13 protein-coding genes are annotated in these 15,059 nt (G+C 58.9%); 8 read left to right on the top strand and 5 right to left on the bottom strand.

The window, feature by feature from the left end:
* Positions 1–74 precede the first annotated feature (74 nt).
* Complete coding sequence (pdaA, locus tag FHS18_RS13400) at positions 75–863, top strand: delta-lactam-biosynthetic de-N-acetylase (RefSeq protein ID WP_183600572.1); 789 nt, start codon at positions 75–77, stop codon at positions 861–863.
* Positions 864–960: 97 nt separating this feature from the next.
* Here pdaA and FHS18_RS13395 read toward each other — a convergent pair whose 3' ends face one another.
* The 3 genes from FHS18_RS13395 to FHS18_RS13385 form a co-directional block, all read right to left on the bottom strand.
* Positions 961–1,527: an NADPH-dependent FMN reductase gene (locus tag FHS18_RS13395; RefSeq protein ID WP_343060529.1), complete on the bottom strand. Its 567-nt coding sequence runs from the start codon at positions 1,525–1,527 to the stop codon at positions 961–963.
* A gap of 257 nt (positions 1,528–1,784) precedes the next feature.
* The gene (locus FHS18_RS13390) at positions 1,785–2,465 is read right to left on the bottom strand and encodes a response regulator (protein WP_221401306.1); all 681 of its coding nucleotides are present in this window, start codon (positions 2,463–2,465) and stop codon (positions 1,785–1,787) included.
* Positions 2,455–4,200 (bottom strand): GAF domain-containing sensor histidine kinase, encoded by a 1,746-nt coding sequence (locus FHS18_RS13385; RefSeq protein WP_183600571.1) that lies wholly within the window; start codon positions 4,198–4,200, stop codon positions 2,455–2,457. The genes FHS18_RS13390 and FHS18_RS13385 overlap by 11 nt, the downstream gene beginning before the upstream one ends.
* Positions 4,201–4,333: 133 nt before the next feature.
* On the opposite strand from FHS18_RS13385, the gene FHS18_RS13380 reads away from it, so the two are divergent.
* Positions 4,334–5,674, top strand: a complete 1,341-nt coding sequence (locus FHS18_RS13380) for a DUF2252 domain-containing protein (protein WP_183600570.1) — start codon at positions 4,334–4,336, stop codon at positions 5,672–5,674.
* 162 nt (positions 5,675–5,836) lie between these two features.
* A complete protein-coding gene (locus FHS18_RS13375) occupies positions 5,837–6,322 on the top strand; it encodes a CcdC family protein (protein WP_183600569.1) in 486 nt (161 codons plus the stop codon).
* A 103-nt stretch (positions 6,323–6,425) separates the two neighbouring features.
* Here FHS18_RS13375 and FHS18_RS13370 read toward each other — a convergent pair whose 3' ends face one another.
* Both FHS18_RS13370 and bioB read right to left on the bottom strand, forming a co-directional pair.
* Positions 6,426–7,694, bottom strand: a complete 1,269-nt coding sequence (locus FHS18_RS13370) for a methyl-accepting chemotaxis protein (protein ID WP_183600568.1) — start codon at positions 7,692–7,694, stop codon at positions 6,426–6,428.
* Positions 7,695–7,815: 121 nt separating this feature from the next.
* The gene (gene bioB / locus FHS18_RS13365) at positions 7,816–8,850 is read right to left on the bottom strand and encodes a biotin synthase BioB (protein WP_183600567.1); all 1,035 of its coding nucleotides are present in this window, start codon (positions 8,848–8,850) and stop codon (positions 7,816–7,818) included.
* A 488-nt stretch (positions 8,851–9,338) separates the two neighbouring features.
* Here bioB and FHS18_RS13360 point away from each other — a divergent pair, with 488 nt between their 5' ends.
* The 5 genes from FHS18_RS13360 to FHS18_RS13340 all read left to right on the top strand — a co-directional run bounded on the left by FHS18_RS13360 (position 9,339) and on the right by FHS18_RS13340 (position 14,504).
* Complete coding sequence (locus tag FHS18_RS13360; protein ID WP_183600566.1) at positions 9,339–9,797, top strand: MarR family winged helix-turn-helix transcriptional regulator; 459 nt, start codon at positions 9,339–9,341, stop codon at positions 9,795–9,797.
* Positions 9,798–9,877: 80 nt separating this feature from the next.
* Positions 9,878–10,426 carry a glutathione peroxidase gene (locus FHS18_RS13355; protein WP_183600565.1) on the top strand — a complete coding sequence of 183 codons (549 nt, stop codon included), beginning with the start codon at positions 9,878–9,880 and terminating at the stop codon, positions 10,424–10,426.
* Positions 10,427–10,637: 211 nt separating this feature from the next.
* Positions 10,638–11,693 carry an adenosine deaminase gene (gene add, locus FHS18_RS13350; protein WP_183600564.1) on the top strand — a complete coding sequence of 352 codons (1,056 nt, stop codon included), beginning with the start codon at positions 10,638–10,640 and terminating at the stop codon, positions 11,691–11,693.
* Between the two features lie 44 nt (positions 11,694–11,737).
* Positions 11,738–13,054 (top strand): deoxyguanosinetriphosphate triphosphohydrolase family protein, encoded by a 1,317-nt coding sequence (locus FHS18_RS13345; protein ID WP_183600563.1) that lies wholly within the window; start codon positions 11,738–11,740, stop codon positions 13,052–13,054.
* Positions 13,055–13,325: 271 nt separating this feature from the next.
* Positions 13,326–14,504, top strand: coding sequence for a GNAT family N-acetyltransferase (locus tag FHS18_RS13340; protein WP_183600562.1), 1,179 nt, complete (start codon positions 13,326–13,328; stop codon positions 14,502–14,504).
* Positions 14,505–15,059: the final 555 nt, after the last annotated feature.

Below are 15,059 nucleotides of genomic sequence, written 5' to 3'. Positions count from 1 at the left end.
CCCGTCGTGTCATTCTAACCCTGAATGTAAAAATACAGCTCTTTTATCGCGGGCTGGTGCAGGGAGGATGAACGATGCGGCGTATTTTCGTGATGCTGCTGATTTTGACGGCGGCCGCTGCTTCAATCGGCGTAGGATCGGCGGATACCTATGCGGACGGGCGCGCCTATCATTTCGGGTTCAAGAAGAGCAAGGGAGGAGAGCTTCCGTCCATCGCGCAAGAGGGCTTCATGGATATCGTCAAGAAGCACGACGCCATATTCCTTGGCGATACGGCGAGCAAGGATATCTATCTGACCTTCGATAGCGGCTATGAGAATGGCTGCACGACGCAAATTCTGGATGTATTGAAGGCCAAAGGGGTCCCGGCCGTCTTCTTCATCACGGGACATTATGTGAAGGATCAGCCGGAGCTGGTGAAGCGGATGGTGGCGGAAGGGCACTTGGTCGGCAACCACTCGTGGAGCCATCCGGATATGTCGACGATTCCGGACGCGCGGATCCATGAGGAGCTGAATAAGGTGCGCGATGCGGTGGCGGAGCTGACGCCGCAGAAGGAGATGCACTATCTTCGCCCGCCGCGGGGCATCTTCAGCGACCGGGTGCTGGCAGCCAGCAAGCAGGCGGGGTACACGAATGTGTTCTGGTCGATCGCCTATAAGGATTGGGATACCAAAGCGCAGCGTGGCCCGCAATACGCGTATGACAGCGTGATGGCGCAGCTCCATCCGGGGGCGGTCATCCTGCTCCACTCGGTATCTTCCGACAATGCGGGCGCGATGGCTCGAATTATCGATGATGCCAAAGCAAAGGGCTACACCTTCAAGCGGATCGATCAGCTGACCGCGAAGCAATACCGGTAGACAAGCAAGAAGAAAGCGCCCGTTCGGAGGAACGGGCGCTTTTTGCCATGCTCGTGAGGCTTGTTATCGGCAGCCCCTAATCTGACTGCAGCCGCTCTTACGCGTGGGTCTTGTGGCTGCCAAGCGCGCGGGCCAGCGTGAGGAAGCTGCCGAGCACGCGGTGGATGCGGTCCTCGATGCTCGACTCGACCTCATAGTCGCCGTGCGATGCCTTCTCGAACGGACGCCGCTGCGCGCTGCCGATGGACAGCCATTCCGGCGCATTGATGCCGTGCAGGTTGCGGACGATGGCCTGCAGCTGCTGCAGCGAGCTAACGCCGACCGCGCCGCCTGCGGAGCTGACCGACAGGACCGGCTTGCCGCGGAAATCATCCTGCGAGGCAAAATCGAGCGCATTCTTGAGCACGCCGCTGATGCTGCCGTGATATTCCGGCGACGCAAGCACGATCGCATCGGCTTCTTGCAGTTGGCGCTTGAAGGCGCGCACATTCGCCTCCTCCGCGCCGATGCCTTGCGGCGAGTAGAACGGAAGCGGCTCGGCGTGCAGGTTGCAGAAGGAAGTGTCGAAGCCTTGCGCACGGGCCAGGCGCTCCAAGTAAAGGCTTAGGTTGGTGCTGGTGGCAGACGGATGGTTGCTGCCGGCTACGAAGAGGATTTTCATCATGGGACGTCCTTTCTATAGGGGGATTCGCGATTGAGTTGTACCCATTATAGCGTGGAGGGAGGCTGGGGCGCGTCGGCAGGAGGGAGGATTATGCAGCGCAAAAACGCTCGACCAAAAGGTTGAGCGCTCTGCGACTTTGGACGGAGAACCGGACAGCCATCTTACGCCGGCAAACACTAACGTAGAGGACGGCAGGCAGCGCGACGCGTCCGCGCGCCGTATGGGAACGGCGCATGGGGAACGCCTGCCAGCTGCGGCTATGATGCCGCTTCGCCCCTGCCGTGCTTGATCGCCAGAATGGCGGCCTGCGTGCGATCGGCGCAGCCGAGCTTGTCGAGCAGGTGGCTGACGTGGGTTTTGACCGTCTTCTCCGTGATATGGAGAATCTCGCTGATCTCCTTGTTGCTCTTGCCGCGCGCGATCTGATCGAGCACATCGAGCTCTCTGGGCGTTAATTCGCCGAACACATCAGCCGAGGCGCGGGCAGGCACCGCTGGCGCCGCGACGGGCTGCTCCGGCATGGCGAGGCCGTTCATGAGCGTGCTGGCGGCATCCGGATGGAGCTCCACCTGCCCTTGATGGACGCGTCGGATCGCGCGGACGAGCTCCTCCGGCTCGATATCCTTAAGCAGATAGCCTTTAGCGCCGGCGCGGATAGCGGGCAGGACGTGATCGTGGTCGGAGAAGGAGGTCAGGACGATGACTTTCACTTCCGGGTGCGCCTCGCGCAGCCGCTTCGTCGTCTCGATCCCGTCCAGCACCGGCATGTTCAAGTCCATCAGCACGACATCCGGCGCCGTGAGCGCGACTTGCTCGAGCGTCTCTTCTCCGTTGGCGGCTTCGCCGACCAGCTTCAAGTCCTTCTGGGTTTGCAGGAACACCTGAAGCCCGCGGCGCACCATCGCATGGTCATCGGCCAGCAGCAATTTAATCGTCATGATTTTCTCTCCTTGCCCGTTTGTTCCGCTGTTCGTCCGCTGCAAGCGGCACATGTACTTCAATTATAGTACCGCCTTTCGGTGACGTTGTCAGTTGAAAACGGCCGCCAAGCGCGGCGGCGCGCTCCTCCATCGTCGACAATCCGAGCGAGGCCGGAGGCAGCTGGCGCAACCGCTTCTTCGCGATGCCGCGCCCGGTGTCGGCAATGCGCAACAGGACGCTGTCTTGCCCGAGCGTCAGCGTCACGCTCGCTTCCGTCGTTCCCGCATGCTTGCGAATATTGTTCAGCGCCTCTTGGCCGATCCGCCAGAGCGCTTCCTCCACGCTGCGCGGCAGCGCGCGCAGCCCGTGCACCTGAGCGCTGACCGTCAGGCCAAGCTTCTCGCCGTAGCTGCCCAGCGCCGTCGCAAGGCCCGCCTCCAATCCGGCAGGGCGCAGCTGCATGATGAGCGCGCGCATCTCCTTCAAGGCATGCTGGGACAGATCCTGCATGTCGCGGACGGAGGCGATCGCCTCCTCGGCCGCCTGCTCGCGAACCAGGCTCTCCACGCCCTTGGCGGTCATCGACAAGGAGAAGAGCATCTGCGAGACCGAATCATGCAGATCGCGCGCCAGCTTGTTGCGTTCTTCGAGCCGCGCCAGCTCACGGCGGTTCGCTTCCAACTCATCGCTCTCGAGGACGATGGCCAGATGCTCGCCGAGCGCCTCGAGCACATCGCGTTCCGCGCCGGCGCGCTTGCCGCGAACGGTGTCGCCGACGAGCAGCAGTCCGGCGCTCCGAGCGCTGCCGGACGGAATGGGGGCGGCGAGCGCATATTCGAGCGGCGGCCAATAGGGTTTCAGTTCCCGCCGTCTGAAGAGCGCCGCGATCTGCTGGCTATCCAGCAACGCGGCTTCTTGCGCGCGTACGGCTGCGTGCAGCCACGGGAAGCCGCGGAGCGGGATCCGCGCTTGCGGCGCCTTGAGCTCGCCGCCGAGGGACATGGCGCGCAGCACGAGATGGGGGCCGTCCACCGTGAACAGCGCCGCGAACGGCCAGTCGAAGTGTTCGCCGATCAGCGCTGCCGCATGACGCATCAGGCGGCATGGGTTATCTTCATCGGCGCGTTCCATCCTCATGTCTGTCTGTTCGCTGCGCATTCGGCTGCCGGCGGCTCCGAGCGCGCGGCTGAATGCGCCGAGCCGCGTGAACAGATCCGAGCGCCGCTGCTCGGCGGCATACAGATGCATACGCTCGATCGCGCTGCCGATCTGCAGCGCGACGCCTTCGAGGAGCGCCAGCTCTTCGCCTTCGAAGTGGCGCTTGCCTGGAGCCGCGACGTTGAGTACGCCGTACTTCAGCTCACCCGAGCGGAGCGGTACGGTCGCATGATGCGTAATGCCCCGCGTATCGCCCCAATCGTTCTCCATGGCATCTTCGATCCGTTTGCAGTTCAGAATATTGACGGCGCGGTCCAGCCGCCCGTCTCGGAAGCGATTGACGCACGAGCAACCGGCGCAGCGCATCGGCTGCTTATCCGCATAGAGCAGCGCCGGCGGCAGCTGCAGATCCGCCGCGGATTCGAATCCGTTATCATCAATGAATAAAATCCAGGCGGTCGTCAGGCCGGTCAGCGCCAGCAGCTTCTCCAGCACTTGGTTCAGCATCTGCGTCGTCAGTCCGCCGGCCTGATTCAGCATCTCGGCAATCGTCTTTAGCGTTAGCAGTTCCTGGATGCGAGGGTCGTTGTTCATCCTGCAACTCCCTTGTTCTTCTTGCGTGTCTGCCTCAAGGGTAAGAGAACGGACGTGCGATTGTCAATTGCTGGTGGAGGGCGTACACTTATGGGAAGAAGAGTATTTTTGGAAGATGAAGGAGGAATACGTGATGAGCGGCGCGCATTTGACGGAACATGTGAAGCATACCCGCGAGAAGTTGCGTAAGCAGACGTTGACGGCGGTGTTCGAGGAGTTCGACGGCAAGCTGATGGGACTCGACAGGCGTAAGCGTGCGGTCAAGTATCGGAAAATGGCCGAGAGCCCGTTCTCCTTCTTCCGCGGCAGCGCCTATCTGTTTTATTTTGACGTGAGCCGGGATTATCTGCCTTATCATACCGATCCGAGCCGCCCGACCTGGATTCAGGGCGATCTGCATATGGAGAATTTCGGGGCATTCCGCACGGAATCGGGCGAGCTGGTCTACGACGTGAACGATTTCGACGAGGGATACCTGGGTTCGTACTTATATGATTTGCTGCGCATGTCGGTCAGCATTGCGCTGGTTGGGCGAACGAAGGAGCAGGACAGACGGGCCCAGTACGAAGCGATCGTCTCCTATCTGGAGGCTTACGCGAAGCAGATGCGGCGGTTCGCCCGGCAGAAGGAGGATCCGCAGACGTTCGTCGTGAACGAGACGACGGCGGACGGTCCCGTGCGCAAGCTGCTCCGGAAGCTTCGCAAGCGCAAGGACGAGCATCTGTTGGAGAAGGTGACGGCGCTCATGCAGGGAGGCCGCCAGTTCGCGCAGAGCGAGGAGATCGTGCAGCCCGGGCCGGAAGAGGAAGCGGCGCTGCTGGCCGCTTGGCCGCATTATATTGAGCAGGTTGCTTCGCACACGGGACAGCCGGAGGACCACTACAAAGTCAAGGATATCGCGGTCAAGCACGGCTCGGGCACGGCTTCCCTTGGACTCGACCGGTACTACGTGCTCATCGAAGCCGGCATCGGGGAAGAAGGCAAGGACGACATCGTCCTTGAGGTGAAGGAAGTGCGGACGCCGATCCCGGCTTATTTTATGCCGTACGAGGAATCCTTCTGGCAATCCTTCGACTATCATCAAGGCCGCCGGGTCGTGATGACCCAGCAGGCGATGCACCATGAGGCGGACCGTTATCTGGGCGAGCTGTCCATCGGGGAGCGGCAGTTCTACGTGCGCGAGCGTTCTCCTTATAAGAAAAGGCTGAAGCTGGCGGCTCTGGCCCCGGAGGAGATGGGCGCGGTGCTTGCCACGATGGGACAGCTGACGGCGAAACTGCACGCGCGCGCGGATGCCGACGTCGAGCAAGGGCTGCTCGCTTACCATAGCGAAGCGGAGATCGTTCAGGCGATGGGCGAGGATGAAGCCGCGTTCTTCGCGACGATCACGCATTGGGCGTTAGCGTATGCGGATCAGGTGGAGCGGGATTTTGCCCTCTTCACGCAGTGGGCTGCGAGCAGGCGCAAAGCATAAGCCGTAACGCGATAGTTGCAGACGGAGGACGGCCATAAGCGGGCTCGTACGGTTCCGATGCGCATCGGTCTTGCATACGAGGTAGCGTTTACAGTACGATAGAATCAGCATTTATGTTGACTCAAGTACGGTCGCTTCCGTCGAAGAAGGGGTTTTGTTTAGATGAATCTGGCTTCTCTTCAATTCTCACATATTGCCTCGATCGTCATGTCGCTCTTGGTTGGCGGAGGCATTATCATTATGCGCTTGCGAGCTTCCAACCGTCCGGTCTCGGTGCGCAAAATCATTATTCCGCCGTTCGCGATGTCGACCGGCTTCCTCATGTTCGTCGTACCCGATACGCGCATCACTTGGATCTGGGCGCTAGGGGCCTTTGGCGCGGGCGCGCTGCTGTTCGCGTACCCGCTCATCCGCACATCCAAGCTGGAGCGGATCGAAGGGGAGATCGTCCTGAAGCGGTCCAAGACGTTCATCGTCATCTTGCTGGTTCTCTTCATCGTCCGTCTGCTGCTGCATGACGTGATGGAATCGTATATCAGCATCCCGCAGACGGCAGGGCTGTTCTTCATTCTGGCGTTCGGCATGATCGTCGTCTGGCGCCTGGCGATGCTCAGGGTATTCCTGCAGCTGCAGCGTCAGCCGGAATAAGCTTTGGTTATATGGCAAAAGGGAGCTCATCCTCAAGCGGATGGGCTCCCTTTTGCCATGCAATATAAAAGTTAAGGGCTGACGAATAGGGAGTATCAAGCGGCTACAGGCGGAACGCCCCGATTGTGCCGGTCAGCTGTTTGGCTTGATCGGTCAGCAGCTCGGCGGAGACGGCGATCTGCTGCATGGCGGCCGTCTGTTCCTGCGCGGCGCCTGCTGCTTGCGTAGCTTTGTCCGCGATCTGCGTGGAGATCATCGCGATTTCGCGGTTGGACTGCTTGCTGTCCCCGATTTTATTCGCTTGGAGCTGCACGCGCTCGGCGATGGAGGTAACCGCCTCGACCGTCTGCTCGACGGCGTCCCGGATTTGGATCAGCGATGATTCCGTGCTGCGGCCTAGCTTGGCCTCGGATTCAATCTGCGTGGCTTGGCGTTGGAACGACTCGGCCATATAGACGACGTTGTGCTGCATGTCGCCGATATGCCGCTCGATCTGTTGGACAGCTTCCGCGCTCTGCTCGGCGAGTTTGCGGATCTGCCCAGCCACAACGGCGAAGCCGCGGCCTTCCTCGCCGGCCCGAGCCGCCTCGATGCTGGCATTGAGCGCCAGCAGATGCGTCTGCTCGGCAATATCGCGCACCAGCCGGGTGACGACCCCGATCTCGGAAGTCTGACGGGTCAGCGTCGCCGTCAATTCAAGCGACTGACCGCTCGCGGCCGTCAATTCCGTAAGCCCGTGAAGGAGAGTGCGGATATGTCCGCTGCCGTCATGCAAGGCATCCGCCATCGCCTGGGCCAGCTGTTGGGCGGTATGGGCGCTGTCATTCATGAGCGCGGCCGCTTCCGCGCTCTGCTCAATCGTGCTCAAGCACTCGCCGGCCTGCTGGTCCTGCGTAGCGGCGCCGCTGGCGATATCGTCGGTACTGCGGGCGATGGCCTCCGATTGCGTGCTGGCGCGCACGATCGCCTCCTTGAGCGTGTCGGAGTATTGTTCGGCCAGCGATGCCTGATTCGTAATATCCCGGATCATGTTGCGCAGCTGATTCTGCATCGCCCGGAAAGAAGCGGTCAGCTGTCCGAGCTCATCGCGCGATGCATGCGGCGGAATCTCGACGTCGAGCTCGCCCAGAGCGGCTTTGTCGGCGAAGGCGGCCAGTTTGGTGAGCGGCTTGGCGATCCATCTGGCCATGAGCCAGCCGAGGATGCCGGTCCACAGAATGCCCAGCAGCAGCGTGACCGCGGTGAACAGCCACTCGGGCATCCCCGATATTTTGTCCTTCAGATAAAAAATAAAAAATGCGCTCGTCCCGTACGTAACCGTCGAAACTCCGCAAATCCCGATGACGACTTTATGTTCCAGTCCCAGACGCATAGTAATCGCACCTCGTCTACTCTAATGTTGTTCGTCCACTATAGCGCGGGAAGGACAAAATTGCTGTGATTTAAATCACAGCAGCTGTTAGAGAGGGTGCCGGAAGCGGCGGAAATGGCCTCTAAATGGCGCATAATTCGATCTCGAAGCCAAGGTCCTCGATCATCTGGTGGTCCGACGAAACGGCTTGGCCGGGCGTGGTCAAGTAATCGCCGACGAAGACGGAATTCGCCGCGTACAGCGCCAATGGCTGCAGCGTCCGCAGGTTCACCTCGCGCCCGCCGGCGACGCGGATCTCTTGCTTCGGGCAGAGGAAGCGGAAGAGCGCCAGCACCTTGAGCGCCTTCAATGCCGGCGTCCGCTTCGCATCGGCAAGCGGGGTCCCCGGTACCGAATGGAGGAAGTTCACCGGGATCGAATCCGCGCCGAGCTCCCGCAGCGCATAGGCCATCTCGACGATGTCGGCATCCGTCTCGCCCATGCCGATAATGACGCCGGAGCAAGGGGACATGCCCGCGAGCTTGGCCTGCTCGACCGTCGCTGCACGCTGGTCGTAGGTATGCGTCGTAGTAATCGAAGGATAGTTGGCGCGGCTCGTGTTCAGGTTGTGATTGTAGCGGTGAACGCCGGCCTCCGCGAGCCGTCTCGCCTGCTGCGGTTTCAGCAGCCCCAGGCAGGCGCAGATCTTGAGCGGCATCGTGCTGCGAATTTCGGCGACTGCCTCGACGACCTGGTCGAGTTCCCGCTCGGTCGGCCCTCTGCCCGCGGCGACGATGCAGTAGGTGCCGGCTTTGCGGCTGAGCGCTTCGCGCGCGCCGGCGAGCAGCGTCTCCTTGTCGAGCATCGTATATTTGGGGATTGGGGCGGCGGAGACGATCGATTGCGAGCAGTAGCCGCAATCCTCCGGGCATAGGCCGCTTTTGGCATTGATGAGCATATTGAGCTTCACCTTCCGCCCGTAATACCGGCTGCGAACTTGGAAGGCGGCATGCAGCAGCGGCAGCAGCTGATCGTCGTCGGCCGTCAGCACGGCAAGACCCTCATCGATGGTGAGTCGTTCGCCGCGAAGCGCTTGCTGCGCCAGGTGCTGCCACAGGATATTCGGATTGAGCGAAGGTGTAGAGTCGAGCTTGGATGCGGAATGAGTCGTAGTCATGTGAACGGACCTCTTTTCGGACGGGATAACCGATGACGCAACAGGGCGCGGCATCTTGCTAGCAGGAATGACGTGAGGTGAGGAACTTGTTTGAGAACGAATCGTATGAGGGACTTTGCGGCGACCCGACCGACGCGCGTCCGTCAGGCGGTGCTTCCTTAACATTTGATTGTTAACCTGATTCATTTTTTTTGGTTAACAATAGTGGCGATGTCATTGTAGCAGGGTGTGGAAGATGTTGTAAAGCGCCAATCGTCCTAACGCTTCGAATGGACCTTCAAAGTATGGATTTTACTGGGTTGCGCATGCTAGTTACGATAACTATCGTTTTATGCCGACGCGGTACGATGACTTTGATGCCTTATATTCGGTTGTTAAATTTCCCGTTATCTCGATTGACAACATCAATTCAAACATATAAAATTAAATTGTATACGATCTAGTTTTATGGACGATCAACATGTGCAGTCAGGAGGTGGACACGGAATATGGACACGAACAAGAACCCGATGCTGTTCCTCGACAATCAACTGTGCTTTGCGCTATATGCGTCCGCCCGCGAGGTGACGAAGCTGTACCGGCCGTTCCTGGATGAGCTTGGCTTGACATACACCCAGTACGTGACCTTGCTGGTGCTCTGGGAGAAGGATGAGCTGCCAGTCAAGTCGCTGGGCGAGAAGCTGTATCTGGATTCCGGAACGCTGACGCCGCTCTTGAAGAAGCTGGAGGCGGCCGGGCATGTCCGCCGCGACCGGGACCCGCAGGATGAACGCAGCGTCATCGTTCGGTTGACCGAGCAGGGTCATGCGCTTCGGGAGAAGGTAGAGGGACTGCCGGCCAAAGTATTCTGTCAGACCGATATGCCTCCGGAGGAGATCGAGAAGCTTCGCGATCAGCTCCAGGATTTGACGAGAACGATCAATAAGTACGCCGCTTGCAAGCCGTAAGAACAGAGGGAGGCTGACGTTCCTCTCTCATTAATTGTTAAGTTAATCCGCCATCATCCAACTTATTAGGAGGAATTCATATGTCTACGATTTATGATTATCAAGCCGCAACGATCAAGGGCGAGGAGCGCTCCCTGGCCGAGTACAAAGGGAAAGTGCTGCTGGTCGTGAACACGGCGAGCAAATGCGGCCTGACGCCGCAATATGAAGGGCTGCAGGAGCTATACGAGGCTTATAAGGACCAAGGGCTGGAGATTATCGGCTTCCCGTCCAACCAATTCAACGAGCAGGAGCCGGGCACGAACGACGAAGTGGAAGCATTCTGCAAAGTGAACTACGGCGTTTCTTTCCCGCTGTTCGCCAAGACCGACGTGCGCGGCGAGACGGCGCATCCGGTGTTCCAATACCTGACCGAAGCAGCGCCGTTCCAAGGCTTTGACCAGAACGATCCGGCTAGCGCAAGAATGGGCGCATTCCTCTCGACGAGCAAACCGGACTGGATGGGCGATAACTCGGTCAAATGGAATTTCACGAAGTTCCTCGTCAACCGCGACGGCCAAGTCGTCAAACGGTTCGAACCAAGCGTCGTGCCGGCTGCCATGAAGGCGGATATCGAAGCGCTGCTGTAAACGAATAGATGCGATTGCGCGAAAGCGTGCGAGAGCGGCGGGTCCGGAAAGTGGGGCCGCCGCTTCGTCGTGCGGCCTTAAGCGCTGTGCCGTTGCCAACCGCCTTCTTAGAAAAATTTTCTGTTTCCCCGCTAGGCAGTCTTGCATGACCATGTCACTTCTGCGAGAATAAGATAAATTAATCGGGTTCTTGAATGGGAGGTAACTTAACATGGTTAAGAATGACACATCCGATGCACGCTTGCTTCAACTGCCTAAAGTCGACCTCCATGTTCATTTGGACGGCAGCGTCAAGCCTGCCACGGTGCTTGAACTGGCGCGCCGGCAGGGCATCGCGCTACCGGCGGATACTGCGGAAGGGCTGTTGCCTTATATGCAGGTGTCCGACGATTGCGAGAGTCTGACGGAATACTTGAGCAAGTTCCAGTTCGTCCTTCGTTTCATGCAGCAGGCCGAGGCTATCGAACGCATTGCTTACGAGTTGGTCGAGCAAGCCGCGCAGGAGAACGTGATCTACATAGAGGTGCGCTTCGGGCCGCATTTGCATACGCAGGAAGGTCTCTTGGTCGAGCAGGCGATCGAAGCTGCGTTGGCGGGCCTTGCACGCGGGGAAGCGGAGTTCGGCGTAGTAGCCAGGTTGATCGTCATCAGCATGCGGCACGAATCGGAAGTGGTGAACGCTCCCGTTGTAGCGGCGGCGATTCGTTATCGCGATGCCGGCGTCGTGGCCGTTGACTTGGCCGGCGATGAAGCGGGTTTCCCGGCGTCGTTGTTCCGAGGCTTGTTCGCACCGGCGAAAGCAGCGGATATGCCGATTACCATTCATGCAGGCGAAGCGGCAGGCGCCGCCAATATTGAAGAAGCGATCGAGCATCTTGGCGCGAAGCGGCTGGGCCATGGCGTGCGGCTGAAGGAAGACGGCGAGGTATTCCGGATCGTGAAGAATCGCGGCATTCCGCTTGAGATGTGCCCGATCAGCAACATGCAGACGAAGGCGGTCTCCGGCTGGGGAGTATATCCGCTGCGCGACTACTTGCGCCAAGGGCTGAAAGTGACGATTAATACCGACAACCGGACGGTCTCTGATTCGACGCTGACCAAGGAATACGCGCTGCTGATGGCGCACTGCGGCCTGACGATCGAGGAGATCGCGCGGACCGTTCAATTCAGCGTGGAAGCGGCATTCGTGGACGAAACCGCGCGGGCCGCGCTCATGGCGAAGCTTGAGCAAGCCTGCCGGGAACTCGGCATCGCTCTGCAAGCCTAAATCAACCAAGATTCATGCACCGAAGGGAAGGGAGAGGGATGCCCATGAACGTACGCAAGCTGCGGTTGTTCGATACCGAGAATATGTATTCCAGCGAGAACCGCGACGAATATGAGAAGGACTATGCCAGACTGATCCAGTCCCCCGCCTTTAGGCGGCTGCAAGGCAAGTCGCAAGTATTCGGAGCGGGCACAGGAGATTACTACCGGACGAGGCTGACGCATTCGCTGGAAGTGTCGCAGATCGCCCGCGAGGTCGGCCGCAGGCTGAATAAGACCGAGCCGTTCCTGGCGCTGCGCGAGCACCCGGGCCTCGTCATCGAGCCTGAAGTCGTGGAGGTGGCCTCGCTTGCGCATGACCTGGGCCATCCTCCTTTCGGGCACAAGGGCGAGGAAGTGCTGCATCGGCTGCTGGCCGCCGACTACGGTCTGAATTACGAGGGCAATGCCCAGAACTACCGCATTCTGATGTTCCTGGAGAAAAGGGCCGGCAGCGACAGCGGTCTCGATCTGACCAGCGCCGTGCTGCTCGGCATTAACAAATACCCGTTCAGCCTTGGCGATCCCGGCCGCATGAAAGGCGTCTATCCGATGGAATGGGATGACGGGATCCGCTACTTGCGCGAGATGTGGCAAATGCCCGAGGGCTGCGCCACGCTCGAAGCGCAGCTGATGGACTTGTGCGACGACATCGCCTATTCCACCCATGATATCGAGGACGGCATCCGCGCCGGCAAAATCCAGATGAACCGGAGCTTCTTCGAGGACGATCGGCTCGTGGCCAACACCGTGCAGGAGATTGTGCAGGATCAGGGCAATTCCGGCGTCGGTTGGGACCAGGTGGATATCGCGGCCATGGTCCGCCAAGTATTCACCCTCTATCTCGAGCAGTGGGAAGCGATCTATGCGGCATGCGGCCGCGAGACCTCCCGTGCCCGCAGAGAGATGAAAGCCCGCTGGGTGAGCCAGTTCGCGGCGCGCGTCGGCATTATCGACGATCAGTCCGGTTGGAAGCGGGTCACCTTCGTGCGGGACGGCGAGCAGGATCTGGAACTTTTGCGGACGATGGAGATTCTGAAGAAGCTCGCTTGGGTGACGCTGATCAAAGACTTCCGCGTCCAGCGGCTGCAGAAGCGGAGCGAAATTCTGCTCCAGCGGCTGTGGGAAAGCTTCAAGGACGAGACGACCGGCCGGCTCATCATTCCGCCGGACTGGATCGAGAGTTATGAGCGGCAGAAGGCGGTATGGGCTTGGCCGCGCATGGTCGCCGACTATATTGCCGGCATGACGGACGCCTATGCCGAGAAGGTATACGGCGAGCTGTACGCCAGCCGCACGGGCTCGATTTACGAGCGCGATTAAGCTCATACTCATATTCGATTGAGAGAAAGCTGATGCTACGCGAAGGCGCCTGAGTGTGCTTTACGGTAGGTCGGCTTTTTTTGCATAGAAGAAAGGATGCGTATCACACCGGCGTCAGCCCAATAACCAATGAATCGACAAGGGCTTGTCAGCAGATAACGACTTTAAGCCTAACGATACGGTCCGCCTCGCTCGTGTAAGATGAAGGGGAGCGCTTGCCGCAGGCGCATGCAGCATATTCCTATGGAGCGAAAGAGGTGCATCTGCCCGCATGTTAATACGACAACTGACCCTTGACGATTACGATCAGCATATGGATTTGGCCCAATATGCCTTCCAATTCTCGATGACCCCCGAGGAGCAGGCTACTCGCAAAGAGAAGTTCACCCCAGGCAGAAGCTGGGGGGCCTTCGTGGAAGATAAGCTGGCGGCGAAGCTGACGATTCTCCCCTTCGAACTGTATCTCTACGGCCGGAAGCTTCGGATGGGTGGGCTTGCGAGCGTGTCCACATGGCCGGAGGAGCGTCGTCAAGGCTATGTGAAGGAGCTGCTGCAGCATAGCCTCGCCGTCATGAAGGAAGCCGGGCAGACGGTCTCGTGTCTGGCGCCGTTCTCGTTCCCGTTCTACCGCAAGTATGGTTGGGAGCTCTACGTCGAGTACAAAAAATATACGATTGAAACGGCACAGCTGCCGCCCCGCGCGGCGTACGAAGGCCGCGTCGAACGGACGGACGGCGATCTCTCGCAGCTTGCTCCGGTCTACGAGGCTTATGCGGCGCGCTATAACGGCACGTTGATACGCGATGAGGCTTGGTGGACGGAGTCTGTTTTTCGCCGCAAACCAAGATATACCGCGGTCTACTCGAATGCGGACGGAGAGCCGCGCGGCTATATTCTCTATGACATCGGCGACCGCAAGCTGACGGTCCACGAGATGGTCTATCTGGAGGAGAGCGGGCGCGAGGCGCTGTGGACGTTCATCGCCAATCACGACTCCATGATCGATAAGGTGGAGATCGAGGTCCCGATGGATGACAATCTGCCGTACTTGCTGCCGAATCCGCGGGTGAAGCAGGAGATCTTCCCGTACTTCATGGCGAGAATCGTGGATGCCCCGGCGTTCGTCAGCCAGCTGGCGCTAAACCCGGCTGGAGATGGGCCGAGTCAAGTGACGGTGCAGATTACGGACCCGTTCGCGCCTTGGAATGAAGGGGCTTGGACGCTGCGGGTGGACGAAGAGGGGCGCGCTGCGCTCCTGCCAGGCGGAGCAGCGGAAGATGGGACGACTGAACTAGGCTGTACGATTCAGGCCTTAACGGCCATGCTCATGGGTTATGCAAGGCCGCTGCGGCTGTATGGCTACGGCCAGCTGGCGGGTTCGGTTGCGGCGGCGCAGCGAGTTGAACAGTGGATTCCGAATCGTCAAACAAATCTTCTTGATTTCTTTTAAAAGCTGTTTTACCATAATCAAGTTACTTTTTAGGGTTTTGGCATTGAAGCTGCACTGCGATGCAGTTCGCCGCCGAAGATTGGCACAGCGGGTTCACCTTGAAGGATAAGCCAATATAAGCTGCACCTTATAATGGGCTTAGCATTCGTTGGAATGAAACTTGCTAAGCCGAGTAAACGGCTTTTAGCCGTTTCACCTTGAATTCTACGCCTCTATAAGCTGCGCATTATAAAGGAGCATAGAATTCTTTGGAGTGAAGCTTGTTCAGCCATTGTAGTTGGCTTCAGCCGTTTCACCTTGAATTCTACGCCTCTATAAGCTGCGCATTATAAAGGAGCATAGAATTCTTCGGAGTGAAACTTGTTCAGCCATTGTAGTTGGCTTCAGCCGTTTCACCTTGAATTCTACGCCTCTATAAGCTGCACATTATAAAGGAGCATAGAATTCTTCGGAGTGAAGCTTGTTCAGCCATTGTAGTTGGCTTCAGCCGTTTCACCTTGAATTCTACGCCTCTATAAGCTGCACATTATAAAGGAGCATAGAATTCTTCGGAGT

The organism is Paenibacillus phyllosphaerae (assembly GCF_014192105.1).
Taxonomy (GTDB): Bacteria; Bacillota; Bacilli; order Paenibacillales; family Paenibacillaceae; genus Paenibacillus_Z; species Paenibacillus_Z phyllosphaerae.
The sequence above is the reverse complement of the archived record's forward strand: the minus strand, read 5'-3'. Positions and strand labels throughout refer to the sequence as shown.

Bases quoted from the DNA above. Each gene is read 5' to 3' on its own strand.
- FHS18_RS13340 (WP_183600562.1), top strand. From the start codon at position 13,326: ATGTTAATACGACAACTGACCCTTGACGATTACGATCAGCATATGGAT.
- pdaA (WP_183600572.1), top strand. From the start codon at position 75: ATGCGGCGTATTTTCGTGATGCTGCTGATTTTGACGGCGGCCGCTGCT.
- FHS18_RS13395 (WP_343060529.1), bottom strand. From the start codon at position 1,527: ATGATGAAAATCCTCTTCGTAGCCGGCAGCAACCATCCGTCTGCCACC.
- FHS18_RS13360 (WP_183600566.1), top strand. From the start codon at position 9,339: ATGGACACGAACAAGAACCCGATGCTGTTCCTCGACAATCAACTGTGC.
- FHS18_RS13370 (WP_183600568.1), bottom strand. From the start codon at position 7,694: ATGCGTCTGGGACTGGAACATAAAGTCGTCATCGGGATTTGCGGAGTT.
- FHS18_RS13355 (WP_183600565.1), top strand. From the start codon at position 9,878: ATGTCTACGATTTATGATTATCAAGCCGCAACGATCAAGGGCGAGGAG.
- bioB (WP_183600567.1), bottom strand. From the start codon at position 8,850: ATGACTACGACTCATTCCGCATCCAAGCTCGACTCTACACCTTCGCTC.
- FHS18_RS13385 (WP_183600571.1), bottom strand. From the start codon at position 4,200: ATGAACAACGACCCTCGCATCCAGGAACTGCTAACGCTAAAGACGATT.
- FHS18_RS13345 (WP_183600563.1), top strand. From the start codon at position 11,738: ATGAACGTACGCAAGCTGCGGTTGTTCGATACCGAGAATATGTATTCC.
- add (WP_183600564.1), top strand. From the start codon at position 10,638: ATGGTTAAGAATGACACATCCGATGCACGCTTGCTTCAACTGCCTAAA.
- FHS18_RS13380 (WP_183600570.1), top strand. From the start codon at position 4,334: ATGAGCGGCGCGCATTTGACGGAACATGTGAAGCATACCCGCGAGAAG.
- FHS18_RS13375 (WP_183600569.1), top strand. From the start codon at position 5,837: ATGAATCTGGCTTCTCTTCAATTCTCACATATTGCCTCGATCGTCATG.
- FHS18_RS13390 (WP_221401306.1), bottom strand. From the start codon at position 2,465: ATGACGATTAAATTGCTGCTGGCCGATGACCATGCGATGGTGCGCCGC.